The sequence below is a fragment of the Kitasatospora viridis genome (genome assembly GCF_007829815.1).
Classification (GTDB): domain Bacteria; phylum Actinomycetota; class Actinomycetes; order Streptomycetales; family Streptomycetaceae; genus Kitasatospora; species Kitasatospora viridis.
In genome coordinates, this window is the sequence record NZ_VIWT01000006.1 from 351,858 (window position 1) to 376,799 (window position 24,942).

20 protein-coding genes are annotated in these 24,942 nt (G+C 74.8%); 11 read left to right on the forward strand and 9 right to left on the reverse strand.

Annotated elements, in window-relative coordinates:
- Window positions 1–10: 10 nt before the first annotated feature.
- The gene (locus tag FHX73_RS40685; protein ID WP_145911110.1) at window positions 11–550 is read right to left on the reverse strand and encodes a hypothetical protein; all 540 of its coding nucleotides are present in this window, start codon (window positions 548–550) and stop codon (window positions 11–13) included.
- 169 nt (window positions 551–719) lie between these two features.
- Here FHX73_RS40685 and FHX73_RS40690 point away from each other — a divergent pair, with 169 nt between their 5' ends.
- Window positions 720–1,415: a formylglycine-generating enzyme family protein gene (locus FHX73_RS40690; RefSeq protein WP_145911111.1), complete on the forward strand. Its 696-nt coding sequence runs from the start codon at window positions 720–722 to the stop codon at window positions 1,413–1,415.
- Between the two features lie 25 nt (window positions 1,416–1,440).
- Here the strand turns inward: FHX73_RS40690 and FHX73_RS47755 are convergent, their stop codons facing one another.
- Window positions 1,441–3,396 (reverse strand): SpoIIE family protein phosphatase, encoded by a 1,956-nt coding sequence (locus FHX73_RS47755; protein WP_425461481.1) that lies wholly within the window; start codon window positions 3,394–3,396, stop codon window positions 1,441–1,443.
- Window positions 3,397–3,444: 48 nt separating this feature from the next.
- Entirely contained in the window at window positions 3,445–4,191 is a 747-nt protein-coding gene (locus tag FHX73_RS40700) for a class I SAM-dependent methyltransferase (RefSeq protein ID WP_145911112.1), read from the reverse strand.
- 184 nt (window positions 4,192–4,375) lie between these two features.
- Here FHX73_RS40700 and FHX73_RS40705 point away from each other — a divergent pair, with 184 nt between their 5' ends.
- Window positions 4,376–4,810, forward strand: coding sequence for a DUF5959 family protein (locus tag FHX73_RS40705; RefSeq protein WP_145911113.1), 435 nt, complete (start codon window positions 4,376–4,378; stop codon window positions 4,808–4,810).
- A gap of 19 nt (window positions 4,811–4,829) precedes the next feature.
- Here the strand turns inward: FHX73_RS40705 and FHX73_RS40710 are convergent, their stop codons facing one another.
- Window positions 4,830–5,558: a DUF4232 domain-containing protein gene (locus FHX73_RS40710; protein WP_145911114.1), complete on the reverse strand. Its 729-nt coding sequence runs from the start codon at window positions 5,556–5,558 to the stop codon at window positions 4,830–4,832.
- A gap of 132 nt (window positions 5,559–5,690) precedes the next feature.
- Here FHX73_RS40710 and FHX73_RS40715 point away from each other — a divergent pair, with 132 nt between their 5' ends.
- The 5 genes from FHX73_RS40715 (at window position 5,691) to FHX73_RS40735 (ending at window position 15,791) form a co-directional block, all read left to right on the forward strand.
- Window positions 5,691–6,680 carry an aldo/keto reductase gene (locus tag FHX73_RS40715; protein WP_145911115.1) on the forward strand — a complete coding sequence of 330 codons (990 nt, stop codon included), beginning with the start codon at window positions 5,691–5,693 and terminating at the stop codon, window positions 6,678–6,680.
- A 104-nt stretch (window positions 6,681–6,784) separates the two neighbouring features.
- Window positions 6,785–9,124, forward strand: a complete 2,340-nt coding sequence (locus tag FHX73_RS40720; RefSeq protein WP_145911116.1) for an ATP-binding protein — start codon at window positions 6,785–6,787, stop codon at window positions 9,122–9,124.
- A gap of 238 nt (window positions 9,125–9,362) precedes the next feature.
- Window positions 9,363–12,458: a type 2 lanthipeptide synthetase LanM family protein gene (locus tag FHX73_RS40725; protein WP_170305306.1), complete on the forward strand. Its 3,096-nt coding sequence runs from the start codon at window positions 9,363–9,365 to the stop codon at window positions 12,456–12,458.
- A gap of 55 nt (window positions 12,459–12,513) precedes the next feature.
- A complete protein-coding gene (locus FHX73_RS40730) occupies window positions 12,514–12,726 on the forward strand; it encodes a hypothetical protein (RefSeq protein ID WP_145911118.1) in 213 nt (70 codons plus the stop codon).
- 86 nt (window positions 12,727–12,812) lie between these two features.
- A complete protein-coding gene (locus FHX73_RS40735) occupies window positions 12,813–15,791 on the forward strand; it encodes an ATP-binding protein (RefSeq protein ID WP_145911119.1) in 2,979 nt (992 codons plus the stop codon).
- Here the strand turns inward: FHX73_RS40735 and FHX73_RS40740 are convergent.
- A complete protein-coding gene (locus FHX73_RS40740) occupies window positions 15,775–16,239 on the reverse strand; it encodes a phage tail protein (RefSeq protein WP_145911120.1) in 465 nt (154 codons plus the stop codon). The genes FHX73_RS40735 and FHX73_RS40740 overlap by 17 nt on opposite strands.
- Window positions 16,240–16,448: 209 nt before the next feature.
- On the opposite strand from FHX73_RS40740, the gene FHX73_RS40745 reads away from it, so the two are divergent.
- Complete coding sequence (locus tag FHX73_RS40745; protein WP_145911121.1) at window positions 16,449–17,969, forward strand: MFS transporter; 1,521 nt, start codon at window positions 16,449–16,451, stop codon at window positions 17,967–17,969.
- A gap of 18 nt (window positions 17,970–17,987) precedes the next feature.
- Here FHX73_RS40745 and FHX73_RS40750 read toward each other — a convergent pair whose 3' ends face one another.
- Complete coding sequence (locus tag FHX73_RS40750; RefSeq protein ID WP_145911122.1) at window positions 17,988–18,722, reverse strand: Type 1 glutamine amidotransferase-like domain-containing protein; 735 nt, start codon at window positions 18,720–18,722, stop codon at window positions 17,988–17,990.
- A gap of 180 nt (window positions 18,723–18,902) precedes the next feature.
- On the opposite strand from FHX73_RS40750, the gene FHX73_RS40755 reads away from it, so the two are divergent.
- Window positions 18,903–19,337: a hypothetical protein gene (locus tag FHX73_RS40755; protein ID WP_145911123.1), complete on the forward strand. Its 435-nt coding sequence runs from the start codon at window positions 18,903–18,905 to the stop codon at window positions 19,335–19,337.
- Between the two features lie 4 nt (window positions 19,338–19,341).
- Here FHX73_RS40755 and FHX73_RS40760 read toward each other — a convergent pair whose 3' ends face one another.
- On the reverse strand, window positions 19,342–19,908 hold the full coding sequence (locus FHX73_RS40760; RefSeq protein ID WP_145911124.1) for a PH domain-containing protein: 567 nt from the start codon (window positions 19,906–19,908) through the stop codon (window positions 19,342–19,344).
- 158 nt (window positions 19,909–20,066) lie between these two features.
- On the opposite strand from FHX73_RS40760, the gene FHX73_RS40765 reads away from it, so the two are divergent.
- Entirely contained in the window at window positions 20,067–21,278 is a 1,212-nt protein-coding gene (locus tag FHX73_RS40765; RefSeq protein WP_145911125.1) for a GNAT family N-acetyltransferase, read from the forward strand.
- Between the two features lie 75 nt (window positions 21,279–21,353).
- On the opposite strand, the gene FHX73_RS40770 is transcribed toward FHX73_RS40765, so the two are convergent.
- The gene (locus tag FHX73_RS40770; protein WP_145911126.1) at window positions 21,354–22,844 is read right to left on the reverse strand and encodes a right-handed parallel beta-helix repeat-containing protein; all 1,491 of its coding nucleotides are present in this window, start codon (window positions 22,842–22,844) and stop codon (window positions 21,354–21,356) included.
- A 343-nt stretch (window positions 22,845–23,187) separates the two neighbouring features.
- Between FHX73_RS40770 and FHX73_RS40775 the strand changes: the two genes are divergently transcribed.
- Entirely contained in the window at window positions 23,188–24,450 is a 1,263-nt protein-coding gene (locus tag FHX73_RS40775; protein ID WP_145911127.1) for an MFS transporter, read from the forward strand.
- 66 nt (window positions 24,451–24,516) lie between these two features.
- Here FHX73_RS40775 and FHX73_RS40780 read toward each other — a convergent pair whose 3' ends face one another.
- Entirely contained in the window at window positions 24,517–24,822 is a 306-nt protein-coding gene (locus FHX73_RS40780; protein ID WP_342795370.1) for an ArsR/SmtB family transcription factor, read from the reverse strand.
- Between the last annotated feature and the right edge of the window lie 120 nt (window positions 24,823–24,942).

Consider the following 24,942-nt stretch of genomic DNA (forward strand, 5'->3'; position numbering starts at 1 on the left):
CGCGGTGGAATCAGTCCTGGTCGGCCCGGGAGAGCGCGTCGGTGATCAGGCGGGTGGCGAAGTCGTGGTCGTCGCCGGCCAGTCGGTTGATGTGGTCGGCCAGCAGCACGGCGGTGGCCTCCAGCGGGGTCATCTCGGCGCCGGTCCACTCGCCGTACTGGGCCCGCCACAGGTTGGGGCTCAGCCCGGTGCCCGCCGCGACGACCAGGCCGGTCATGGTGGGGATGACCTCGGGGCGGAAGGACATCGGCATCATCCGCATGCTGGCCACCAGGCTGGGGACCACGTGCGCGATGACGTCCTCGTCCTGCTCCTCGCAGGCCGCCCGCAGCCAGGACATGAACATGTAGATCAGCGTGCACGCGCCGTCCACCAGTGCCTCGACGCCGCCGGGGCCGAGCGAGGCGGTCAACTGGTTGACCATCTGCTCCTGTTCGGGATCGGGACCGCTCCGGCCGTTGTAGACGGCCTTGAGCTGGGAGTCGATCACCAGGAGCGCCGCGTCGATGTCGCCGACGGGAGCGTACTCGGGGTCACAGGGCGATGACACGGATTCCTCCTCGGATGACCGCAGTGGGTAGCGCGGCATGTTCGTAGCGTAGACCGGCGTCCGGACGGGATCCGGGGAATCCCGAGGGAGGGTGGTGCGGTGATCGCGGCGCGCCCCCGGGGTGGTCGGGCGCCCTCTGGGGGCAAGGGGTCTATACGATCATGTGCTCATGGAGACGAAGACAGGGATCGAGACGGTCGCCGTACCGGCGGGGCGGGTGACGCTGTCGGACCGGCGGACGGAACGCAGTTGGGCGGTCGAGCTCGCGCCGTACCGGCTGGGGGCGTTCCAGGTCACCGCCGGCCTGTACGCGCGGGTGACCGGTGCGGGCGCGGCCGCCGAGGAGCAGTCGCCCGCCGTGGGCGTCTCCTGGTGGGACGCCGTCCGGTTCTGCAACGCGCTCTCGCGGAGCGAGGGGCTGGCACCCGCCTACCAGCTCGCCGACGGGGACGAGTTGGGGGAAGAGGACGAGGAGGGCCGCGCGATCGCCTGGGACCGGTCCGCCGACGGGTACCGGCTGCCGACCGAGGCCGAGTGGGAACACGCCTGCCGGGCCGGCACCACGGGACCGCGGTACGGCTCGCTCGACGAGATCGCCTGGTTCCGCGACAACTCGGCGGAGCGCGTCCACCGGGTGGGCGGCCGGCAGCCGAACCCCTGGGGGCTGTACGACACGCTCGGCAACGCCTGGGAGTGGTGCTGGGACGTCTACGACGCCGAGGTCTACGGCAGTTACCGGGTGCTGCGCGGCGGCGGCTGGTTCGACGAGCACTGGAGCTGCCGGGCCTCGGTGCGGCGCCGCAGCCACCCGACCTTCCGGGTCGACGACGTGGGCTTCCGGATCGCCCGCTCCGTCGCGGACTGACGGTCCGTCAGAAGCTGACGGTCGGTCAGGGTAGCGCCTGTTCCGCCCAGATCACCTTGCCGCCGTCGGTGTAGCGGGTGCCCCAGCGCTGGGCCAGCTGCGCGACCAGGAAGAGCCCGCGCCCGCCCTCGTCGGTGGCCGAGGCGAGCCGGATCCGCGGCGAGGTGCTGCTGGCGTCGGCCACCTCGCAGATCAGCGAGCTGCCGCGGACCAGGCGCACCCGGATCGGCCCGGCGGCGTGCCGGATGGCGTTGGTGACCAGCTCGCTGAGGATCAGTTCGGTGCCGAGCTCCAGCGCCTCCAGGCCCCAGTCGCGCAGCCGGGCGGTGGCGGTGCGGCGGCTCGCCGCCACGGCGGCGGGGTCGGCCGGCACCGCCCACTCGGCGATCCGGTCGGCGGGCAGCGCCCGGGTCCGGGCGACCAGCAGGGCGATGTCGTCCGTCGGCTTGGGCGGCAGCATCGCGTCGAGCACGGCCCGGCAGGTCTGCTCAGGGGAGCGCCCGGGGTGGGCGAGCGCCGTGCGCAGGCGGTCCAGGCCGACGTCGATGTCGGTGGTCCGCGACTCGACCAGGCCGTCCGTGTAGAGCACCAGTTGGCTGCCCTCCGGGACCTCCAGCTCGACCGTGGTGAACGGCAGGCCGCGCAGGCCCAGCGGCGGACCGACGGGGGTGTCGGGGATCTCCACCGTGCCGTCGGGGTGGACCAGCACGGCCGGCAGGTGCCCGGCGCGGGCCAGTTGGCAGCGCCGGGTGGCCGGGTCGTAGATCGCGTAGAGGCAGGTGGCGCCGATGATGGCGTCCTCCCGGCCGCCGGCCGCCTCCTCCTGGTCGATCCGGCTGACCACCTCGTCGAGCTGGGTGAGCAGTTCGTCCGGCTCCAGGTCGAGCATCGCGAAGTTGTGCACGGCGGTGCGCAGCCGGCCCATGGTCGCGGCGGCGTGCAGGCCGTGGCCGACCACGTCGCCGACCACCAGGGCGACCCGGGCGCCGGAGAGCGGGATCACGTCGAACCAGTCGCCGCCGACCCCGGCGTGCGCGGGCAGGTAGCGGTAGGCGGCCTCGACCGCGTCCTGCACCGGCAGGCCGCGCGGCAACAGGCTGCGCTGGAGCGTCACGGCGAGTGGGTGGCCACCGGTGACGGCGGCGGCGATCTGCTCCTGGCTGGTGTACTTCGCCTCGAACAGCCCGTTGTTGCGGCCCAGGCGGAGCACGGCGATCCGGTCGGCGACGGCCTGCACGTCGTCCAGGTTGTGGCTGATCACGATCACCGCGTGGCCCTGGTCGCGCAGCCGCCGGATCAGGTCGAGCACGTGCGAGCTCTGCTCCAGGCCGAGGGCGGCGGTCGGCTCGTCGAGGACCACCAGCTGCGGCCGGCCGATCAGCGAGCGGGCGATCGCCACCGACTGGCGCTGACCGCCGGAGAGCGACTGCACCGGGACCCGCACGCTGGGCAGCCGGATGGACAGTTGGGCGAGCAGTGCGAGGGATCGTTTCTCCATCTCGATCTCGCGCAGCATGCCGAACCGGCGCAGCTCGCGGCCCAGGAACAGGTTGGCGACCACGTCGAGCCCGTCGCACAGCGCGAGGTCCTGGTGGACGGTGGCGATGCCCAGGCGCTGGGCGTCCAGCGGCCGGCGCAGGTCCACCGGGAGGCCCTGCCACTCGATCACCCCGGAGTCCGGCGGGCTGACCCCGGCGATGGCCTCGATCAGGGTGGTCTTGCCCGCGCCGTTGTCGCCGACCAGCCCGAGCACCTCGCCGCGGTCCACCCGCAGGTCCACCGTGCTGAGGGCCTGGACGGTGCCGTACCGCTTGGAGATCCCTCGCAGGTTCAGCAGCGGCACGCGGGGCAAGGCCACCTCCAGTCTGCACGGTCCGTCAGGTGCCGCCGGGCGGTCGCCCGGTGCGGGGGCCCGCCCAGGTGGAAACGGAACGCGGGCTTCCCAGACTGGCGCCCGGCGGCCGGGCCGGGAAGCCGACACACGGGCGGGTGACCCGTCTGGCGGTGCCCGGCCCGCCGCCCGGCCGGATCAGGCCCGGCAGCGCAACATCTCCAGCGGCGGGTGGGCGAGCAGGTCGGCCCAGAACTCCTCGCCGTACTCTCGGATGCCGTCCTGCGACACGTGCAGCGGCACCCACTCCAGCTCGCTGAACCCGGCCGCGCCCAGCGCCTGCTCGTAGACCTCGCGGCGCAGGGCGGTGCCCAGGATGGAGATCGGCTGCGGCTCCAGCAGGGCCGTGACCCGGGCCCGCAGTCCGATCTCGGTCACCTCGCCGGTCGGCTCGCAGCGGAACCCGTAGTTCTCCAGCGAGTCGCAGTCGAACTGGTAGTCGGGACCCTGGGCGAAGACGAAGAACTCCCCGCCCGGCACCATGCTGCGGTGGATGTTGCGACACATCCGGTCCAGCTCGGCGCGGTCCTGCGCGTAGTTGAGGCACTGCACGGCCAGCGCCACGTCGTACTGCCGGTCGAGCTCCCGCAGCTCGGCCACGTCGCCGACCTCGTAGTCGATGCCCAGCGGCTCGCGCTCGTCCAGGGCGCGGGCGGCGGCGATCATCTCGCCGGAGATGTCCACCCCGAACACCTGCGCGGCGCCGCGCCGCTTGAACTCCCGGCTGTAGAAGCCGGTGCCGCAGGCCAGGTCGAGGATCGACTTCCCGGTCACGTCCCCGACCATGCCGATGAAGCTCGGCACCTCCCCGTACCGGATCAACGGCAGGGCCTTGAACCCCTCGAACGCCTCACCGATGCCGTCGTACTGCTGCTGCACGCTCACGTGCCGCCCCCTCCTGCGATTCCTGCGACGCGGATGTCCCGGTCGTGCCGGAAAGTCTGCTCCGCGGGCTCGGGCGGGTCGTACTGGCAGATGACACAAAGAAGTTGACCCGGCGTGGGATAGCCGGAGGCGTGTCGTCCGGTTCGACTAGACTGGTACCTTCGTATCCGAACAGGAGAGAGCCGTGTCGACCGAGCCCGTCCGCCGCGAGTCCCACCCCCGCGACCTGCGCGCGCCGGTGGAGCTGCTCCACCTGGCCGACCGGGAGAACAGCGTCGTGATCAGGATCCTGGGCCGGCACTCGGCCCAGGAGCTGGACGGCGAGGTCGTCATCGCGAGCACCTTCTGCAACGGGCGGCTCCCGCTGCGCCTGTCGGCCCGGGACCTCGACGACTGGGCGCGGGCGCTGGACGAGCTGGCCCGCGGCCGCGATGTCTGCTGGCTGACCGACCTGCGCAACCCCGAGATCGGCGTCGAGTTCGACACCCAGTTCGCGGTCCCGCTGGTCACCGTGGAGGACGTCCGGGGGTCGGGCACGGCGATGGCCGTGCCCGTGGAGCTGCCGGAGGGCTGGATCGACGAGCAGCGCCGACGCCTCGACGGCGTGCGGCGGCTGTAGTCGCAGCGCGAGGCGGACCTCAGGCGTGCGGGACGCCGTCCAGGTCCATCGGATCGACCGTCAGATCGGTCGAGGTGAGCATGATCGAGTGGTCGGAGCCCGCCGGCGCGTCCAGCATGTCGATGGCGGCGACCAGCGGCTGGGTCTCGTCCGGCGGGATGACCTGGACCTTGACGGCGCGCGGGTAGCCGGCGCTCGCGCTCGCCGGCTTGGTGTCGAACTCGACGTAGGCGGCGCTGGCGGTCTGCTGCGACGGATCGGTGCTGGTCCAGGGGACGAGCGTCTGCACGGCCGCCTTGCCGCTCGGCAGGGAGGCGGTGCTGCGGGTGTCCTTCATGCCCAGCGGCTTGCCGTCCTGGTCGAGCAGTTCCACGCCCGGGTAGCCGTAGATGGTGCAGGTGCGCTTGGAGGCGTTGACCAGCTCGATGTAGAAGTCGCCCTTGGTCGGCCGGCTGCCGTCCTGCGGGCCCATGTAGACGTTCAGCTTGAGGTCGCCGCTGTGGCAGCGGTCGCCCGCGGGCGTGCCCTGGACCGGGGCGGCACCGGTGGGTGCGGCGGGCGTCGTCGCCGTCGCGGTGCCCCCGCCCGCCGGGGGCGCCAGCGGCGTCCCGGCCGGCGCGACGGAGGCGGGCGCCGCCGCGGTGCGGGCCGGCGCGGGGGAGGCGGTGGTGGAGCCGCCGCACGCGGTGAGGGTCAGTCCGGTCGTCACGGTGGCCGCCAGCGCGGTCACCAGCCGATTGATGCGCATCAGTCTCTACCGTCCCAGGGCCTGCGTCGTTGCTGTCATCGGGTCTCAGAGAGCTGGACGCCCCGCCGACGCGTCCGGTTGCCGCGTCGTGACGGGTCATCGGATGACGGCGCGACAGTAGGATCACGTGTCATGCCTGCTGAACACGTCGAGCACGTCGCACCCGTTGAGCCCGTCCGCCGGTTCGGCCTGGGCACGGCGGCCTCCGGGCGGCCCGGGTACATCAACCTGGGGCGCGAGCTCGACCTGCCGGCCGACCGCACGGTCGAGGCGATGCGCGAGCGGACCCACGAACTGCTCGACACCGCCTACGCGGCCGGCGTGCGCTACTTCGACACCGCCCGCTCCTACGGCCGCGCCGAGGAGTTCCTGGGCGAGTGGCTGGCCGGGCGGCCGTTCACCGATGTCACGGTGGGCAGCAAGTGGGGCTACACCTACACCGCCGACTGGCGGACCTCCGGCGTGCCCGCGCACGAGGTCAAGGAGCACTCCGTCGCGGTGTTCGACCGTCAGGTCCGGGAGACCCGGGCGCTGCTGGGCCGCCACCTGGACCTCTACCTGGTGCACTCCGTCACCCCGGACAGCCCGGCGCTGACCGACCCCGCGCTGCACGCCCGGCTGGCCGGGCTGGCCGCCGAGGGCGTCCGGGTCGGCCTGTCCACCAGCGGCCCGGCGCAGGCCCGGGCGATCCGTGCGGCGCTCGGCGTGACGGTCGACGGGCGGCCGCTGTTCAGCGCCGTCCAGGCCACCTGGAACCTGCTGGAGACCTCCGCCGCCCCGGCCCTGGCCGAGGCGCACGCGGCCGGCTGGCGGGTGGTGGTGAAGGAGGCGATGGCCAACGGGCGCCTCGCCGACCGCAACGCCACCGGCCCCGACACCGCCGCCCTGCGCGCGCTGGCCGCCCGCACCGGGCACTCCTGCGACGCGCTCGCGCTGGCCGCGGCCGCCGCCCGGCCGTGGGCGGACACCGTGCTCTCCGGCGCCGCGACCCCGCGCCAGCTGGCCTCCAACCTGACCGCCGCCGAGGTCGGCCTGACCGGCGAGCAGGCCGCCGGGCTGGCGGCGATGACCGAGCCGGCCGAGCAGTACTGGCGCACCCGCGCCGCGCTGCCCTGGGGCTGAGCGCCGTCGGACCCGTGTGTGACACTGGCTCACACCGCGGCCACGGGGGCCGCGTTGCGGGGCGGCGGCACGCGGCCGGCGGCACCTGATCCGGGGGGATCACCTTGTCGTACTGGACCGAGCTGCCCGAGGGGCTCGACCCTGCGCAGCGGCAGCTGGTGGAGGAACTGCGCGCCCTCAAGGACGGGCAGCGGCTCTCGCTCAACCAGCTGGAACGGCTGACCCACTACAGCCGCGCCTCCTGGCACCGCTGGCTGAACGGCCAACGCCCCGTCACCGTCGAGGCGGTGCGGGCGCTGGTCACCGGGCTCGGCATGGACGGGGCGCGGCTGCTGACCCTGTGCGCCGGGGCGGACCCGGCGGCGCCCCGGCAGGCCGGGGCGGCCGTCGCCCCGGTCGCCGTCGGCCCGGCCCAACTGCCGGCCGACCTCCCCGACTTCGCCGGCCGCCAGCGGGTGGTCGAGGACCTCCGCGAGCTGCTGCGACCCGGCGGCGGCCCGTCCCGGCCGGTGGTCATCTCGGCGGTCTCCGGCCTCGGCGGGATCGGCAAGACCGCGCTGGCCGTGCGGGTCGGCCGCCGACTGCTGGCGGACTACCCGGACGGCCAGTTCTACGTCAACCTGCGCGGCTCCGTCGGCATCCCGCGGTCCGCGGCGGAGGTGCTGGCCGGCCTGCTGCGCGACCTCGGCGAGCCGGCCGGGGCGATCCCGCCGGAGGAGGACGCCCGGTCCGCCCGGTTCCGTTCGCTGACCTCGGGGCGGCGCCTGCTGATCGTGCTGGACGACGCCCGGGACGCGGCACAGGTCCGCCCGCTGCTGCCCGGCAGCGGCTCCTGCGCCGTCCTGGTCACCAGCCGGCGGCGGCTGCCGGGGCTGGCCGGGGCCGTGCCGGTGCACCTGGACGTGCTGGAGCCCGCCGAGGCGCTGGAGCTGTTCGCCTCGGTGGTGGGCGCCGAGCGGGTGCGGGCCGAGCCCGCAGCCGTCGAGGAGGTGCTCGGCTACTGCGGCGGCCTGCCGCTCGCGGTGCGGATCGCCGCCTCCCGGCTGGCCTCCCGGCCCGGCTGGACGGTGGCCGCGCTGGCCGGTCGGCTGGCCGACGAACGCCGCCGGCTCGACGAGTTGAACGTCGAGGACGTCGCGGTGCGGGCCGTGTTCCGCACCAGCTTCGCCGCGCTGGCCCCGGCCGGCCCCGGGTCGGGGCCGGGCCCCGCCCGCGCCTTCGGGCTGCTCGGCCTCTTCCCGGGGCAGGAGTTCGACCTCCGGGCGGCCGCCGCGCTGCTCGACGAGCCGCTCGGCACCACCGACCGGCTGCTGGAGACGCTCACCGACGCCTGCCTGCTGGAGGCGGTGTCCGCGGAGCGGTTCCGGATGCACGACCTGCTGCGGGTCTTCGCCGAGGAGCTGGCGGACGAGCAGCTGTCGGCCGATCAGCGGGCCGCGGCCCGGCGGCGGCTGACGGGCTGGTACCTGTACGCCTGTCACCAGGCGGGCCGCCGGCTGGTCGCCGCGCCACGGGACTACCCGATCGACGGGGTGGCCCGGTGCGAGCCCGCGATCGACTTCCCCGGCCAGCGGGAGGCGCTCGCCTGGCTGGACCGCGAGCGCTCGGCCGTCCTCGACGTGGTCCGGCTGGCCTGCGCGGACGGCCTGGGCGCGGCGGCCTGGCTGATCCCGCTCAAGTGCGTGGACTACTACCACCTGCGCGGCCACAGCGAGGACTGGGCCGAGGCGTTCATGGCCGCTGCCGCCGCCGCGCGCGGCCAGGAGCTGGAGACCCACCTGCTCCACGGCTCGGTGATCGCGCTGCTCAGGCTCCGCCGGCCGGCCGAGGCCCTGGTGCTGGCCCAGGTCTCGATGGGCCTGCTGCGGGAGCGCGGCAAGCACGAGTCGCTGTTGAAGGGCACGGCGCTGCTCGCCGAGGTGCTCTGCGACCTGCGCCGCTACGAGGAGGCGCTGCCGCTGTACGAGGAGGCCGTCGCGGGCTACCGCGCCGGCGACGACGTCGTCGAACTCGTGGGGGTCGTCGGCAACAGCGCCCTGATCTTCTACAACGCCGGCCGCCACGAGGAGGCCCGGGCGCGGAGCCAGGAGGCCCTGGAGCTGGCCCGGGAGCACGGCATGCGGTTCCACGAGGGGCTGATCCTCGGTCACCTCGGCCAGGCCGAGCTCGCGCTCGGCCACGTTCCGCAGGCGCTCGGCGCGCTCAGCGAGGCCGTGCCGATCCTGCGGGAGATCGGCAACGAATCCGGCGCGGCCGAGGTGATGGAGGTGTACGGGAACGCCCTGCGCGCCGCCGGCCGGACGGACCGGGCACGCGCCGCCTGGGCGGAGGCGGAGCAGTGGTTCGCCGCCGCGGGGAGCCCGCGGGCGGTGGCGATCCGGGCGAAGCTGGCCGCCGCCGATCAGCCGGCCGCCGCCGACCACCGGGCCGGCCACCCGGCCTGACCGACCCGCACCGACCCGCACCGACCCGCGCCCGACCCGCCGACCTCGACCGCCGGCGGCCCCGCCGTGCCCCGCGCCCGCTCGACGACCGGCCCGCCGCACGGGCGCGCGAGCACGAGCAGTCCGCGCCGCCGCGCGACGGACCCGGCGAACCCCGGTGGACCGGTCCGCCGCGCGTCCGGAATATGGGGGCCGACCCCCATGCGACTCCCGTCCGCGCGCTGGCATGCTCTGCGGCATGAGCGATCCGCAGACCTGGTGGGCGGGCGGCGTGGCACTCGCGGAGCGGCTGCCGCTGCCCCCGGAACCCGCCACCGAGCCGACCGATTCCCTCGGCCCCTGGCGCTGTGACTACCCGTCAGCAGCCCTCTTCCGGGCCAGGCTGGCCGACCTCGGGCTCGACGAGGACGGGCTGCGCGCGCTGATCGCCGAACCCCCCGCACGGCTGGCGGCCCGGATCGGCGAGCCGGCCTGGGTCGGCACCGCGGAGCGCGCGCTCGCCGCCGCCCCGCTCGACCCGCCCGCGCCGCCGGCCGACGGCTCCTGGGAGGCCGGCTTCGCGACGGTGCTCGCACCGTTCACCGCACTGGCGGCCGAGCGGCTGCTGCGCGCCGCCGACCTGGTCGGCCTCGCCGACCTCGCCGACCTGCCGGCCCTGCGCCGCTGCTTCACCGACCAGCTGGCCGCCGACCTGGTGCGGCTGGCCCGGCGCACCCTGGTGCTCCAGGTCAACGTGCTGCGGGTGGCCGGGCGGCTGAGCGGCGACACGCCCGAGCAGCGGTTCGCCGACTTCGTCCGGCAGACCTCGACCCGGGCCGGACTGCGCGCCCTGGCCACCGAGTACCCCGTGCTGGCCCGCCTGCTGGCGCAGTGCTGCGACCAGGCCGTGACCACCTGGACCGAGCTGCTGGAGCGCTTCGGCGCCGACCGGCCGGCCGTCGTGGCGCAGCTGCTCGCCGGCACCGACCCCGGCCGGCTGGTCGAGGTGGCCACCGGCGCCGGCGACCGCCACCGCGGCGGCCGCTCCGTCGCCGTGCTGCGCTTCGAGCACGGCGCCCGGGCCGTGCTCAAGCCCCGCCCGCTCACCGTGCACACCCACTTCAACGACGTGCTGCGCTGGCTCAACTCCCGCCTGCCCGGCCTGGAGCTGCGCAGCCTGGCGGTGCTGGAGCGACCCGGCTACGGCTGGGTGGAGCACGCCGCCGCCGCGCCCTGCACCGACCGGGCCCAGGTCGGCCGGTTCTACCGGCGCCTCGGCTCCCTGCTGGCCCTGGTGCACGGACTCGGCGGCACCGACGTGCACTTCGAGAACCTGATCGCCTGCGCCGACCAGCCGGTCCTGGTCGACCTGGAGACCCTCTTCCACCCCGGCCCCGGCCGCCCGGCCGCGCCGGACCCCGCACTGGCCTCCCTGCAGAACTCGGTCTACCGGACCGCCCTGCTGCCCTGCCTGGTGGCCGGCGAGCACGGCATCCTCGACCTCTCCGCCCTCGGCGGCGACCGCGACACCCCGCTGCCCAACGACATCACCGGCTGGGCCGCGCCCGCCACCGACGAGATGCGCCTGGTCCGCACCACCGGCACCTTCCACGGCTCGGCCAACCGGCCCTGCCTGGACGGCATCGACGCCGACCCGGCCGCGCACACCGAGGCCCTGCTCGACGGTTTCCGCGCGGGCTACGACGCCGTCCTCGCCCACCGCGACGAACTCACCGGCCCCGGCGGCCTGCTGGCCCGGTTCGCGGGCGACGAGACCCGGGCCGTGCTGCGCCCCACCCACTGGTACAGCACGCTGCTGGACGAGTCCACCCACCCCGACCTGCTGCGCGACGCCCTGGAGCGGGACCGGCTGCTCGACGTGCTGTGGCGCGAGCCGGCCGGCGATCCGGCCCTGCGCGCGCTGGTCGGCGCCGAGTCGGCCGCGCTCTGGGCCGGCGACGTGCCGCTGGTCGCCTGCCGCCCCGGCGCCACCGGGCTGGCCCTGGACCGGCTCGCCGTCGGCGGCCTGGTCGGCGAGTCCGGCCTGGCCCGGGCCGAGCGCCGGCTGGCCGTGATGGACCGGACCGACCGGTCCGACCAGGAGTGGGTGATCCTCGCCGCGCTCGCCACCCGTCGCACCGGCCACCGCTCCACCACCGCACCGCCGCCCAGCCCGCTCGGCGCGACCCTGCCCGACCCGGAGCACCTGCTCGCCGCCGCCTGCGGGATCGCCGACCGGATCCTGGCCGGCGCGCACGACGACGGCCACCGGGTGAACTGGCTGGGCCTGGAACCGCTGGACGACCGGCTCTGGGCGATCATGCCGCAGGGCGCCGGCCTGCCGCACGGCTACTGCGGCACCGCGCTCTTCCTGGCCCAACTCGCCGCGCTCACCGGCGCCGAGCGCTACCTCGCGGCCGCCCGGCGGGCCCTGACCCCGGTGCCCGGCCTGCTCGGCGCGCTGGCCGAACGGCCGGGCGACCTGGCGGCGATCGGCGTCGGCTTCACCGGCCTCGGCGGGATCGCCTACGGGCTCAGCCGGCTCGCCACCCTGCTGGACGACCGCGAGACGGCCGGCTGGGCCGAGACCGCCGTCGAACTGGCGGCCACGGCGGTCGCGCTCACCCCCGGGCCGGTCGAGGAGGCCGGACTGCTGGACGGCGAGGCCGGCTGCCTGGCCGCGCTGCTCGCCGTGCGGGACACCATCGGCTCGGCCCGGGCCGCCGGGGCCGCGCTCGCCTGCGCCGACCGGCTCGCCGCCCTCGCCCCGCAGGAGCTGCCGACCGGCGGCCTGCGCGGCGGCGCGGCCGGCATCGGCTGGGCCTTGCTGCGCTACGGCGCGGCCGGCGGCACCGCGCGGCACACCGACGCCGGCCTGGCCGCCCTGCACACGGCCGCCGCCCGGGAGGCCAACGGCCCGGTCGGCACCGGCTGGTGCGACGGACCGTCAGGCCTGGCCCTGGCGCTGGCCGACAGCGGCGCCCCGACCAGAGCCGGGCTGACCACCCCGGGACTGACCGCGCTGCTGGACCGCGCCGTCGCGGCCGCCGCCTCGCTGCCGACCGCCGACCACAGCCTGTGCCACGGCGAGACCGGCGCGATCGAACTGCTGCTCAGCGCGAGCGCGGCGGGGCTGGCCGATCCCGGGGCCGCGCCCGCCCGGGCCGGCCGGCTGCTGGCCGGGCTGGACCGGCTCGGCCCGCGCTGCGGCACACCCGACGCGGTGAGCACACCCGGACTGCTCGCCGGCCTGTCCGGAATCGGCTACGGACTGCTGAGGCTGGGTTTCGGCCCGGCCGTTCCGTCGGTCATCCTGATGCAGTCCGCGAACCAGCACCGGCACCAGTACCGCTGACGACCACCGGTACCAGTACCGCTGACAACCCCTCCACCCACGAAGGAGTTTCGCGATGACGAACGAGACGGCGGCCACCGGCCGCCAGGGACCCGGCGCCGGGGACTGGGCCGGAGCGGCCCACCCGGCCGGCGAGATCCGGCTCACCGGGAGCGCGGCGGTCGGCCGCCGGGCCCGGCTGCTGGCGGCCCTCGCCGATTCCTCCGTCGCCGGCTGCTACACGATCATCTCCCCGTTCCCCACCAGCAGCGTCACCGGGCCGGGCTGATCCCGCCGACCAGGCCGATGATCCGCCGGACAAACCGGCCACCAGGTTTTCTGGCGGATCGTCAGCTCCTGACATAGCCTCTCAGCATGCTCATCTCATCACCCGTGGTGGTGGGTCGGGGCGACGAACTCGCGCTGCTGGACGACTCCCTCGCCGCCGCACGCCAGGGCGAGGGACGGGCGGTCTTCCTGCTCGGCGAGGCCGGGATCGGCAAGTCACGACTGGCCGCCGAGTGCGCGTACCGCGCGTTCTCCGGCGGCCAGGCCGTGCTGCGCGGCCGGGCCGCGACCAGCGGGGTGACCATGCCGTTCCGGCCGATCGCCGAGGCGCTGCTCTCCCACTTCCGGCTCGGCGGACCGCCGCAGCTGCCCGAACTGGCCCCGTACCGCTCGGCGCTGGGCAGCCTGCTGCCCGAGTGGCGGGCCGCCGAACCGGCCGGCGAGGCCCCCTCGCTCTTCGAGACCGCCGAGGCGGTGCTGCGCCTGCTGCTCGCGATCTCCCGCGACCTCACCCAGCACCGCGGCCCCGGCTGCCTGCTGGTCATCGAGGACCTGCACGACGCCGAGGCCGAGACCCTGGCCGTGGTCGAGTACCTCTGCGACAACCTGCGCGGCCTGCCGGTCTGCCTGCTGGTCACCCTGCGCCCGCACGCCCACCAGGCCGGCGAACTGGCCCGCACGGCGGCCCTGCGCCGCACCGCCGTGCTCACCGAACTGCGGCCGCTGACCGGCGACGAGGTCCGCACCATGGCCGCCGCCGCGCTCGCCGTCGACGACGGGCAGCTGCCCGCCGCCGTGGCCGACCGGCTGGTCCGGGACGGCGAGGGCAACCCCTTCGTGGTCGAGGAACTGCTCGGCGGCATGGTCAGCGCGGGCGTGCTGCGCCGCGGCCCGGTCGGCGACTGGCAGGTCGACGGCGACCTCGGGATCGACGTGCCCACCACCGTGGTGCACAGCGTGGCCCAGCGCGCCGCCGGGCTCAGCCCCGCCGGGCGGGCCATGCTGGACACCGCCGCCGTGCTCGGCCGCCGGTTCTCGCTGCCGGTGCTCAAACTCGTCACCGGGCTGGAGGACCGCGACCTGCTGGTCCACCTGCGGGCCGGCATCGACGCCCAGCTGATCTCGCCCAGCGGGCCGGTCGGCGACTGGTACGAGTTCCGCCACGCGCTGACCGCCGAGGCCCTGCTCGCCCAACTGCTGCCCGCCGAACGGGCCGCCATCGCCTCGCAGGCCGCCGACGCGGTCGAGCGCGCCCACCCGGGCCTGCCCGGCGAGTGGTGCCCACAGGTCGCCGCCCTGCGGCTGACCGCCGGGGACACCCGGGCGGCCGCCCTGCACTTCGCCGAGGCCGGGCGGGCGGCACTGGCCGGCGGCGCCGTCAACTCCGCCGTCTCGCTGCTGGAACAGGCCCACGGGCTGCTCACCGGACCCGCCGAGGCCGCCGACCGCTCCCGGGTGGCCGAACAGCTCGCCTACACCCTGATCGAAACCGGCCAACTGGACCGGGCGACCGGCCTGGTCGAGACGCTGCCGGCCGCCGGCGCGGGCGTGCTCGGCACCGGCCGCGACCTCGCGCTGCACACCCGGCTCGCCTGGGCCGCCGTCACCGCCGGGCGCTACGAGGAGGCGGCCGCCCGGGTGCAGTACGTCCGCAGCCGGCTCGGCGGCTTCATCAGCGCCACTCACACCCCCGCCGTCGACGTGGTCGAGGCCTACCTGGTCTTCGCCGGCGTCGAAGGGCCCGACACCGACCGCGCGGCGGAGGCCGAACGGCTGGCCCGCCGGGCCGCGGCCGGCGCCGAGCGCGTCGGGCTCGCCGAAGTCGCCTGCCAGGCCTGGGACCTGCTGGCCCTGTTCGAACGCCGGTACGGCTTCGACCGGGCCGACGCCTGCCTGGAGCGCGGCCTCGCGCTGGCCACCGAGCACGGGCTGACCGGCTGGCAGGTCACCTTGCTGATCCGCCTGGGCGCCAACGAGTTCCTGCGCAGCGGCTCCTGCGACCGGCTGCAGCGCGCCCACCGCGCCGCGCTGAGCCACGGCGCCCTGGTGCTGATGCACAGCGCCGAGGCCACCCTGGCCATCCAGGCGGTGCTGCGCGGCGAGTACGCCACCGCCCGCGAGCTGACCGACGGCTGCGTCGAGGCCACCGCCCGCCTGCGCAACGCCGACAACCACCAGCTCGTGCTGCTCACCCGGGCCGCGCTCGCCGCCCACCAGGGCCGGCGGCGCGAGATGGACCGGGAGCTCGCCGAGTTCCGCCGCTGGGACGGCGAGCGCTCGCTGCAACTGCCGCTGGTCTTCGGCAGCCGGGCCGTCTGCGCGCTGCTGGAGGAGGACCGCGCCCAGGCGCTGGACGAACTCGACCGGGCGCTGGCCTGGGAGGACCGCAACCCCTCGGTCTTCTACCTCAGCGGCCGCTACGGCCTGCGCCCGCTGCTGCGCGCCCTGACCGGGCAGGCCGACGCGGCGGAGCACGAGCAGGCGGCCGCCCACCCGGCCGCCATGCTGCCGTGGAACCGCCAGTTCGAGCGGCTCGCCCACGCGGTGCACGAGGGCCGGGCCGGCCGGACCGCGGCCGCCCGGGCGGCCGTCGCCGAGGCCGGCCGGGTCGGCGCCCCGTTCCTGATGGCCCGTCGGCTCGGCCTGCGGCTGGTGGCGGAGGCGGCCCTGGCGGACGGCTGGGGCGAACCGGTGGAGTGGCTGCGCGGCGCTGAGGAGTACTTCCACGCCGGCGCCGTCCCCGCCGTCGCCGTCGCCTGCCGCGAACTGCTGCGCCGGGCCGGCGCCGGCGTCCCGCAGCGCCGCACCGGCACCGAGGCGGTGCCGGCCGAGCTGCGCCGCCGGGGCCTGACGGCCCGTGAGTATGACGTCTTCCTGCTGCTGCTGCACCGCCTGGGCAACCAGGAGATCGCCCAGCGGCTGTTCATCTCGCCGCGCACCGTCGAGAAGCACGTGGCCAGCCTGCTCGCCAAGACCGGCTGCCCGCACCGCGCCGCGCTCTGCGACCACGCGGCCGAGGTGCTGCGGCGGCCGGACCCGGCCCCGGGGGTCAGTGCTCGCCCTTGATCACGAAGTAGGAGCCGCGGATCGTCCCGGCCAGCTTGGACTTCTGACGGGCGAACTTGAACCGGTCGGCGAGCTCCTCGGGCACCTCCATGCCGTCCGAGAGCTTGAACCCCACGGCCCGCTTGGCCCCCTCCGCGAGCCCGTACATCACGTTGACCGCGAGGCCGGACTCGTAGAACACGTAGGCCATCCGCAGCCCGTCCACCTCGAAGGCGGACACCTCCAGCGGACGGGAGGCGATCACGATCTCGCGCTCCTGGGCGAGGATGCCGGTCACCCAGTCGAGCACCTGCGGCGCCTGCTCGGCCGGGGTGACGGTGAAGACGTGGTCGTACTTGTTCTTGTAGTAGCGGGCCTCGTTGGCCCGCAGCCCGGCCAGGGCCTCGACGACCGGGGAGGACTCCAGGCCGGTGGTGGACACGTTCACGAAGTCGACGGCGTACGACATGGGCTCTCCTGGGGACGATCGCGCTGCGCACCGGGTTCCCCGGCGGTGACTTCACGCTACGTTCCCGCCCGGCGCCCGGCTTCTCGATTCCTGACCGATCCGGGCCGGCGCCTCCGGGCCGGCGCCCCCGGGTGCCGCTACGATCGGGCGCCGCCACGATCGGGTGCCCGCCGGTTTGAGCCGCCCGCCCGCCGGGATACCCATCGCGGATGGCCAAGAAGTGGTGGACCCTGCTCGCGGTGTGCGTCGGCACCTTCATGCTGCTGCTCGACGTCACCATCGTGATCGTCGCGCTGCCCGACATCCAGCGCGCCCTGCACGCGGGCTTCGGCGACGTCCAGTGGGTGGTCGACGCCTACGCGCTCGCGCTCGCCTCCTGCCTGCTGACCGCCGGCGTGCTGGCCGACCGGTACGGGCGCCGACGGCTGTTCTCGGTCGGGCTGGTGGTGTTCACCCTCGGCTCGCTGCTCTGCGGCCTGGCCCAGTCGCCGCTGATGCTGATCGTCTCCCGCGCCGGACAGGGCATCGGCGGGGCGATCATGTTCGCCACCTCGCTGGCACTGCTCGGCCAGAGCTTCCAGGGCCGCGACCGCGGCGTTGCGTTCGGCGTCTGGGGCGCGATCACCGGGGTGGCCGTCTCGCTCGGCCCGATCCTCGGCGGCGTGATCACCACGGGCATCAGCTGGCGCGGCATCTTCCTGGTCAACATCCCGATCGGCGTCGCCGCGCTGGCCATCACCCGCCGGCGGGTCGACGAGTCGCGGGCGCCCCACCCCGGGCGGCCCGATGTGCCGGGCTTCGCCCTGCTGACCGCCGGCCTGGTCGGCCTGGTCTACGGCCTGATCCGGGCGGGGGAGACCACCTGGAGCGACTCCGGGGCGCTCACCGCCCTGGCCGCCGGCGGCGCCCTGCTGCTCGGCTTCCTGATCGCCGAACTGACCGTCGCCGAGCCGATGTTCGACCTGCGGCTGTTCCGCAAGCCGGCCTTCGTCGGCGGCCTGTGCGCGGCCTTCACGATGAACGGCTCGCTCTTCGCGATGTACCTCTACCTGGTGCTCTACCTGCAGAACCTGCTGGGCTACTCGGCGCTGGCCACCGGGGCGCGGCTGCTGGTCTCCAGCGGGGCGATGCTGGTCGCCGCCACCGTCGCCGGCCGGCTGACCGAGCGGGTGCCGGCCCGCTGGCTGATCGGGCCGGGGCTGCTCGCGGTGGGCGTCGGACTGCTGATGATGACCGGCCTGGACGCGGACAGCACCTGGACCCACCTGGTCCCCGGCCTGATCGTCTCCGGCCTCGGCGCCGGCTTCGTCAACCCGCCGCTGGCCTCCACCGCCATCGGCGTGGTCGAGCCCGCGCGGGCCGGCATGGCCTCCGGCATCAACTCGACCTTCCGTCAGGTCGGCCTCGCCACCAGCATCGCCGCACTCGGCTCGATCTTCACCAACTCGCTGCAGCACCGGCTGACCGACGCGCTCGCCCGGACCCCGCTGGCCGACCGCGCCGGGCAGCTCGCCGCCGCCGTGCGCCAGGGCCAGGGCGGCGCGGCCACCGGCGCCGGCCTGCCGCCGGACCAGCAGCAGGTGCTGCGCACGGCGATCCGGTCGAGCTTCACCGGCGGGCTCGACGACCTACTGGTGGTCACCGGCGTGGTCGCGCTGACCGGGGCGGTGCTCGCCACCCTGCTGATCCGCCGCAAGGACTTCACCGCCCGGCCGCAGAACCCGGGGTGAGGCCGGCTCAGGAGTGGCTCAGGGCCGGGGGAGCAGGCGCGGCTCCAGGCGGTGCTCGACGGCGCCGTCGCCCTCGCGCTCGACCAGGTAGGCGGCCTTGCCCGCGGTCTCGGCGACCGCCTCCACCAGGGTGGTGCCGCGGTAGACCAGCCCCACGCCGTCGTCGGTGCAGTGCGTGGTGGGCAGCGTGCCGTCGGCCACCAGGCGGTGGACCAGCGGCCGCCGGCCGGCGTCCACGTCGTAGTGCACGCCGTTGCCGTAGGGCAGCAGGCCCAGCGCGTCGGTGACCGGTCGCAGCTCGCGGCCGTAGGAGTCGGTGGTGCCGCCCTGGAACCAGCAGATCGACCCGGCGCTGACGCCGCTGAGCACCACGCCCGTCTCCCAGGCGCGCCGGAACACCGCGTCCAGGCCGTGCACCCGCCAGACGGCCAGCAGGTTGGCCACCGAGCCGCCCATCACCCAGACCACGTCCTGCTCCAGCACCGCGCCCTCGATGTCCGCCAGGTTGGGCATCGGGAACAGCTGAAGCGGCGTCAGGTCGAATCCGGCCACCCTGGCGGCCTCCGTCACCCGGGCGGTGAAGTGCTCGGCGTCGCCGATCGCGGTGCCGACGTACATCACCCGGGGCCGTCGGCCGTGCACCCCGGAGAGCTCGACCGCGTGGTGCACCAGCGCGTCGAACTCGATCATGGTGTGGGCACCCGGGCGGTGCCCGCCGGAGGTGGCGAGGATGGTGGGTTCACTGGCGGCCATGGTGCGTGATCATACGGCCGCCCCGGAACCGGCCCGGCGCCGGGGCCGGACATCACGTCAGGTCCGGTGCGCGGGAGGCCCGTTCATCCGATCGGGCGAGCTTGGCCCGGGCCACCCGAAGGGAAGGAGTACCGGCGGGGGCACCGGACGCACACGAGCAGAGACGGGAGGCTTCGGATGATGCTGAAGCCGGTTTTCGCGGCGGCCCTGGCGGTCACCGCCGCACTGGGCACGGTGGTCCTCGGCCCGAGCGGCCCGGCCGCGGCGGCCACCCGCGCACCCGCGAGCGGCAACGACGGCGCCTCGGTCGGCGGCGTGCGCGGCGTCCCCGCGGCCGGGACCGGCGAGGACTGCCCCTACACCGCCTTCTGCGTCTACACCGGCACCGCCTGGTCGGGCACCCGCTTCGACCTGTACAGCTGCACCACCTTCAACCTCTACGGCTGGAACGGCGCCGGCTCCTGGGCGAACCACGAGAGCGCCGGCACGCAGCCCCGGATCCTGGACGCCGACTACAACGTCATCACCGCCGTCCAGCCCACCACCGGCCCGAACAACCAGATCCTGCAAGGCAACTACGACTGGGCCCCGGCCTACCACGTGCGGCCCTGCTGAACCGTCAGTTCACGGTGAGCAGGACCACCGCGCAGCCGAGGGCCAGCGCGAGGACGTCCGGGAGGTGACGGGACATCAGCGGGGTGAGCGAGCGTCCCTCGGACGGCTGGATCCGCGAGGCCGGCAGGGTGCGCAGCTCCCACCAGCCGACGACCCGTCGCAGGTCCGCCGCGAACCCGCTGTCGGGGTAGCGGCGGCTGCGGGAGAGCCCGGGCAGGGTGCGGCGGCGTCCGTTCGCGAGGGTGATCCGGGCGACCTCGGCCGGCTCCTTCAGCTCGACGAAGGCGGCGGCGTCGACCCACCGGACCTCCTGCCAGCCGTACGTTCGGCCGCGCCCGATCCCGTGGCTCACGGTGATCCCGGCCGCTCCGACGGTCGTCCGGGCCCTGCTCGTGGCGAGGTGCCAGAGCCCGAGCACCACCCCCGTCCCGGCGAGCACCATGCAGCCGCCCAGCACCCCCGCAGTCGTGTACCCGCAGGCCGCCGGGAAGGCCAGCAGGGCCAGCAACTGCCGGGCGTCCGGCCAGTACGGGCGGTACCGGTAGGCCGCGCTGAACTCCAGTTCCTCCACGGGCCGCACACTATGCCCTGGTACCTCCTGTGCAGAAGCCCCGGGTGACGATCCGTCCGGCCCGGGAAATCCGGTTGACCCGGGGCACCCGGCACCGCTGGACTTGGGCCCGGCACCCCGGCTCGTGGTGCCGGTGACCAGGGGAGACAGCCGCAGCGATGCAGATCCGTGCCACGACAGACCAGGACTTCGACCGTTACGTCGACACGGTCCACGCCGCCTTCGCCCGCATCCGGGAGGACCGGGACGAGGACGGCGGCGGCGTCTTCTGGGCCGCGTTCGAACTGGACCGCGGCCTGCTCGCGATCGCACCGGACGGCCGCCCGGTCGGCACCGCCGGTGCGTACTCCTTCGAGCTCACCCTGCCCGGCGAGGCCGTCACCCCGGTCTCCGGCGTGACGGCCGTCGGCGTGCTGCCCTCGCATCGGCGCCAGGGCATCCTCACCGCGATGATGCGCCGTCAACTCGCCGACCTGCGGGCCCGGGGCGAGTTCGTCTCGGTGCTGCTCGCCTCCGAGGCCACGATCTACGGCCGGTTCGGCTACGGGCCGGCCACCTACACCCAGCGGCTCACGGTGCCGCGCCACCGGGGCGCCCTGGTCGAGCCCCGGGCGGGGGCGGCGGCCGGCGGCTCGGTCGAGCTGCTGCGCCGGGCCGACTGCGTGGACCTGCTGGAGCAGGTCTACGACCGGTACCGCCGCGCCCAGCCCGGCGCGCTCTCCCGCCCGCACCGCTGGTGGGCGCTGCGCGCCGGCCAGCCGCCGATCGCCCCGGCGCCGCGCTACATCGCCCTGCACCGGGACGCCGACGGTGTCCCGGACGGGTACGCGTGCTACTCGCTGGGCGACGACGAGGTGCTGATGGTCGATGAGACCGTCGCCGCCGACGACGCCGTGTTCACCGCGCTGGCCCGCTACCTGCTCGGCCACGACCTGGTGCGCGAGGTGGTGTTCCGGCACTTCCCGCCCGAGCACCCGCTGCGCTGGCAGCTCGCGGACTTCAACGCCGGGCAGTTGGTCAACCACACGGACTGGCTCTCGGTGCGGCTGCTGGACGTGCCGCGGGCGCTGACGGCGCGCGGCTGGTCGGGCGACGGGGAGCTGGTGCTGGACGTCAGCGATCCGTTCCTCGGCGAGCACGGCCGCCACCTGCTGACCGTCCGGGACGGCAAGGCCGAGTGCGTGCCGACCGACCGCGAGCCCGATCTCTGGCTGGACATCCGGGACTTGGGCTCGCTCTACCTCGGCGGCACCGCCCCGACCACGCTGGTGCGGGCCGGCCACATCCGCGCGCACCGCCCGGAGGCGGTGGAGCTGGCCGACCGCCTCTTCCGCACCTCGCGCCCGCCGCACTGCCTGCACTGGTTCTGACGGCGGCTGGGCGGCCCACCCCGGCTCCGGGGTGGGCCGCCTGCTGCATCACAGGTGGTAAGCGCTTACCAAACGCTACCGCCCAGGTCCGTCGTAAGCGCCCCGGTTCGGCTTGGCCGTGGCCGAGACCGGGTTGCCCCAGAAGTCCTGGCCGCCGTTGTCGGCCAGGACACCGCCGTTGAGCAGACCGGGGGCGGCCGCGGTCAGCTGGTAGCCGGTCACCGAGTCCAGGGTGTCGCCGCCGCTGCCGGGGGCGCTGAAGCCCGGGTCGCCGACGATGCCGTTGGCGGTCGGGCGGGGCACGCCCTGGAACACGTTCCACAGCCACTGGATCCCGCTGCCGGTGGGCAGGCTGGAGGTGGTGGGACCGACCCAGATGTTGTTCTCCAGGGTGCTGTTGGCCGGCACGTGGATGTTGAACGCGGTGCCCGGGCAGTAGACGTCGTTGTTGTAGAAGAGCAGTGTCGCCTTGTCGCCGGTGCTGATCATGCGGCAGTCGTTCTGCGCGATGTTGTCGCGCACCACCTCGGTGGGGGCGCCCGAGGTGCCGCAGCCGTCGCAGTTTAGGAAGAGCCCGCCGGCGTTGTCGTGGCTGTAGTTGTCCTGCACCAGGCAGGTGCCGGTGTTGCCCCAGTCGCAGTCGAAGGCCTCGCTGTCGTAGACCGACATGACGCTGCCGTACACCACGTTGTGCTGGATGGTCGGGTCGTGGTCGCCGAGCACCCAGATGCCGGCGAAGTTGCCGCCGGTCCACGGGTAGTCGCCGGTGCCCAGGTTGGCCGCGGTGTTGTACTCCAGCAGCGGGGATTCGGCGAAGGAGGCGATGATGCCGTCGCCGCCGACCGCCGTGACCGTGTTGTGGTCCACGTGGATGCCGGTGCCCTGCGCGGTCAGCGCGCCGACCCGGACCTTGATGCCGCCGCCACCGCAGTTGCCGACCCGGGTGTCGTGCACGTGCACGTCGTTCAGCGTGGAGCCGGTGTTCAGCGTGCCGGTGCGGATGCAGGCGGAGTTGGCGAACGCGGTGGCCTGGGTGGCCTTGTCGGTCTGCCCTGCGACGTCGTTCACGATCAGGCCGTCGATGTCGAAGCCGCCGTGCGCGGTGCCGTCGGTGGACTGGATCAGCAGGCCCTCGCGCTGGGTCTCGGTCGCGGCCGGGTCGGTCAGTTCGATGGCGCCGATGGTCCAGTCGTCCTGGTTGGTCAGGCTGAGCGCGTTCTCGGCGCCGTTGCCGTCGATCGCCGGCGCGGGCCCGCTGCCGTAGGGCGCGATGGTGATCGGCGCGGCGGCCGTGCCGCTGCCCTGCGGGGCCAGGGTGCCGGTGCAGCTGGTGCCGGCCGCGATGGCCAGCGTCTGGCCGGGGGAGAAGGTGAGCGCGTTGACGCTCGCCAGGCTGTCGTACGGGGCGGCCTGGCTGCCGTCACCGTCGGTGGACCGCGAGCAGTCCAGGTAGACGGTGCCGGTGGCGGCGGCCGCCGGGGCGGCGGAGAGCGCCGGGGCGGCGCAGACCGCGGCGCACAGCAGTGCCGTGCCCGCCGCGGTCGCGGTTCTGGTGCGGAGCCACATGTGGGGGCGTCCTTCCGGGTGGGGAGGCCCCCGAAAGTAGGGTGAGCATTTCGATCGAGTCAACACATGTGCGCGATCTGATCAGGAATCGCTCAGCATCAGATCAGATGATCCGTCGATAACGGCCGGATGTCCGGAAAGTGAGGGATTGTCAGCCCCGGCGAAGAGCCCGCCGCCTGACCGCTCGACACCAGTTCCAACGGCGGCCGGAGCCCCCGGATTCCCGCTCGCGCGGTGAGTTTCGCCTCCTCGGCGAGGCCTTCTCGCGGCACTCCTCCAGCCCCCATACTCCGAGCTCGGCGCAGGCACGGGCCTCGCCGCTGAGCTGGGGGGATGGTGACCGGTGACGGTGCGGGAACTGGTGGACGCGGAGCAGCCGGAGCAGGGTGAGCGGACGGATCGGCAGTCCTGGGCGGTGGCGCGCGGCCTGCTGCCGGAGGCGGGCCCGCGGCGGACGCTGGCGGTGGCGACCTTCGTCAACCAACTGGGCAGCGGGGTCTTCATGGTGAGCGCCGCGCTGTTCTTCACCCGGTCGATCGGGCTGTCCGTGGAGCGGGTCGGGCTCGGCATGGGCATCGGCGGCCTGGTCGGGCTGCTCTCCGGGATCCCGGTCGGCCGGCTCGCCGACCGCCGCGGACCGCGCGAGGTCTACCTGCTGACCCTGCTCTGCCAGGCGGTCGCCATGGCGGCGCTGGTGCTGGTCCGCTCGTTCTGGCTGTTCGTCCTCGTGGTCTGCGTCACCGAGCTGGCCGGCTCGGCGAGTTCGGCGGCCCGCGCGCCGCTGCTGCGCGCGGTGGCCGGGCCGCGGCCGACGCGCTACCGGGCCTACCTGCGGTCCGCGGTCAACCTGGCGGGCAGCGCGGGCGCGCTGCTGGCCGGGCTCGCCATCCAGCTCGACTCGCGCGGCGCCTACCTGTGCCTGGTGCTGGGCAACGCGCTGAGCTTCCTGGCGAGCGCGGCGGTGGTGCGGCGGCTGCCGTCGGTCCCGCCGGTGGCGGCGCCGGCCGGTGCGCCCCGGCGCCGCGCGCTGACGGACCGTCCGTACCTGGCGTTCGTGGCGCTGAACGGCATCGCCTCGATCCAGGGTGACGTGCTGGTCTTCGCGCTGCCGCTGTGGATCGTCGGGCAGACCCAGGTGCCGCGCTGGTTCGTCGGCGCCACGGTGCTGCTGAACACCGTGCTGGTGGTGCTCCTCCAGGTGCGGGCCGGGCGCGGGGTGGAGACCAACGCGGGGGCGGCCCGGGCCTGGTGGCGTGCGGGCTGGGCGTTCCTGGCGGGGGCGGCGCTGATCGGTGCGGCGGCGGGGCGGCCCGGGTGGTTCGCGGCTGGGCTGGTGCTGCTCGGGGTGACGGTGTTCACCGTCGGGGAGGTGCTGCAGGCGGCGGGCTCGTTCGAGCTGCGGTTCAACCTGGCGCCGGCGCACGCGCAGGGGCAGTACGCGGCGGTCGCGAAGTGGGGCAGCGGCCTGGTGGGGGTGGCCTCGCCGTCCCTGCTCGGCCTGCTCTGCATCGGCTGGCGCGCGCCGGGCTGGATCCTGCTGGGCGCGGTCCTCGCGGCCGTCGGCCTGGCCGTCCCCCGGGTGGTGCGCTGGGCCGAGCGGGCCTGACGGACCGGCACCCGGACGCCCCCGGAGCCCTGGACGGGGCTCCGGGGGCGTTGGGCTGTCGGGGCGTCAGCTCCCGGCCACCTCGATGATCTTGTCCAGCAGCCCGGGGAAGCGCGCGTCGAGGTCCTCGTGGCGCAGGGTGAGGATGTTCTCGCGCCCGGAGGGCTGCTGCCAGACCACCCCGGCGTCGCGCAGGGCGCGCCAGTGGTGCGTCAGCGTCGACTTGGAGATGTCCGGCAGGAGCGAACCGCAGGACCGCGGCCCGGTGCGGGCGAGCTCCTTCACGACCGCCAGGCGGGTCGGGTTGGACAGCGCCGAGAGCACGTTCTCCAACATGATCTGGTCGCGGTGGGGATGGTGGGGTAGCACCACGCCTCCGATCGTACGAGGCTTTGCGGACGGCAGGACAACCGAACTGTGTTCAGGGTAGCGCGGGGTGTATCGCTACGACTACGGTACGACAGTACCGGTATCTACGTACCTTCGTTGACG

Excerpts from the sequence above, each read along its gene's own strand:
- FHX73_RS40690 (WP_145911111.1), top strand. The coding sequence starts at position 720 with ATGGAGACGAAGACAGGGATCGAGACGGTCGCCGTACCGGCGGGGCGG.
- FHX73_RS40710 (WP_145911114.1), bottom strand. The coding sequence starts at position 5,558 with ATGCGCATCAATCGGCTGGTGACCGCGCTGGCGGCCACCGTGACGACC.
- FHX73_RS40715 (WP_145911115.1), top strand. The coding sequence starts at position 5,691 with ATGCCTGCTGAACACGTCGAGCACGTCGCACCCGTTGAGCCCGTCCGC.
- FHX73_RS40725 (WP_170305306.1), top strand. The coding sequence starts at position 9,363 with ATGAGCGATCCGCAGACCTGGTGGGCGGGCGGCGTGGCACTCGCGGAG.
- FHX73_RS40730 (WP_145911118.1), top strand. The coding sequence starts at position 12,514 with ATGACGAACGAGACGGCGGCCACCGGCCGCCAGGGACCCGGCGCCGGG.
- FHX73_RS40735 (WP_145911119.1), top strand. The coding sequence starts at position 12,813 with ATGCTCATCTCATCACCCGTGGTGGTGGGTCGGGGCGACGAACTCGCG.
- FHX73_RS40740 (WP_145911120.1), bottom strand. The coding sequence starts at position 16,239 with ATGTCGTACGCCGTCGACTTCGTGAACGTGTCCACCACCGGCCTGGAG.
- FHX73_RS40745 (WP_145911121.1), top strand. The coding sequence starts at position 16,449 with ATGGCCAAGAAGTGGTGGACCCTGCTCGCGGTGTGCGTCGGCACCTTC.
- FHX73_RS40750 (WP_145911122.1), bottom strand. The coding sequence starts at position 18,722 with ATGGCCGCCAGTGAACCCACCATCCTCGCCACCTCCGGCGGGCACCGC.
- FHX73_RS40755 (WP_145911123.1), top strand. The coding sequence starts at position 18,903 with ATGCTGAAGCCGGTTTTCGCGGCGGCCCTGGCGGTCACCGCCGCACTG.
- FHX73_RS40765 (WP_145911125.1), top strand. The coding sequence starts at position 20,067 with ATGCAGATCCGTGCCACGACAGACCAGGACTTCGACCGTTACGTCGAC.
- FHX73_RS40770 (WP_145911126.1), bottom strand. The coding sequence starts at position 22,844 with ATGTGGCTCCGCACCAGAACCGCGACCGCGGCGGGCACGGCACTGCTG.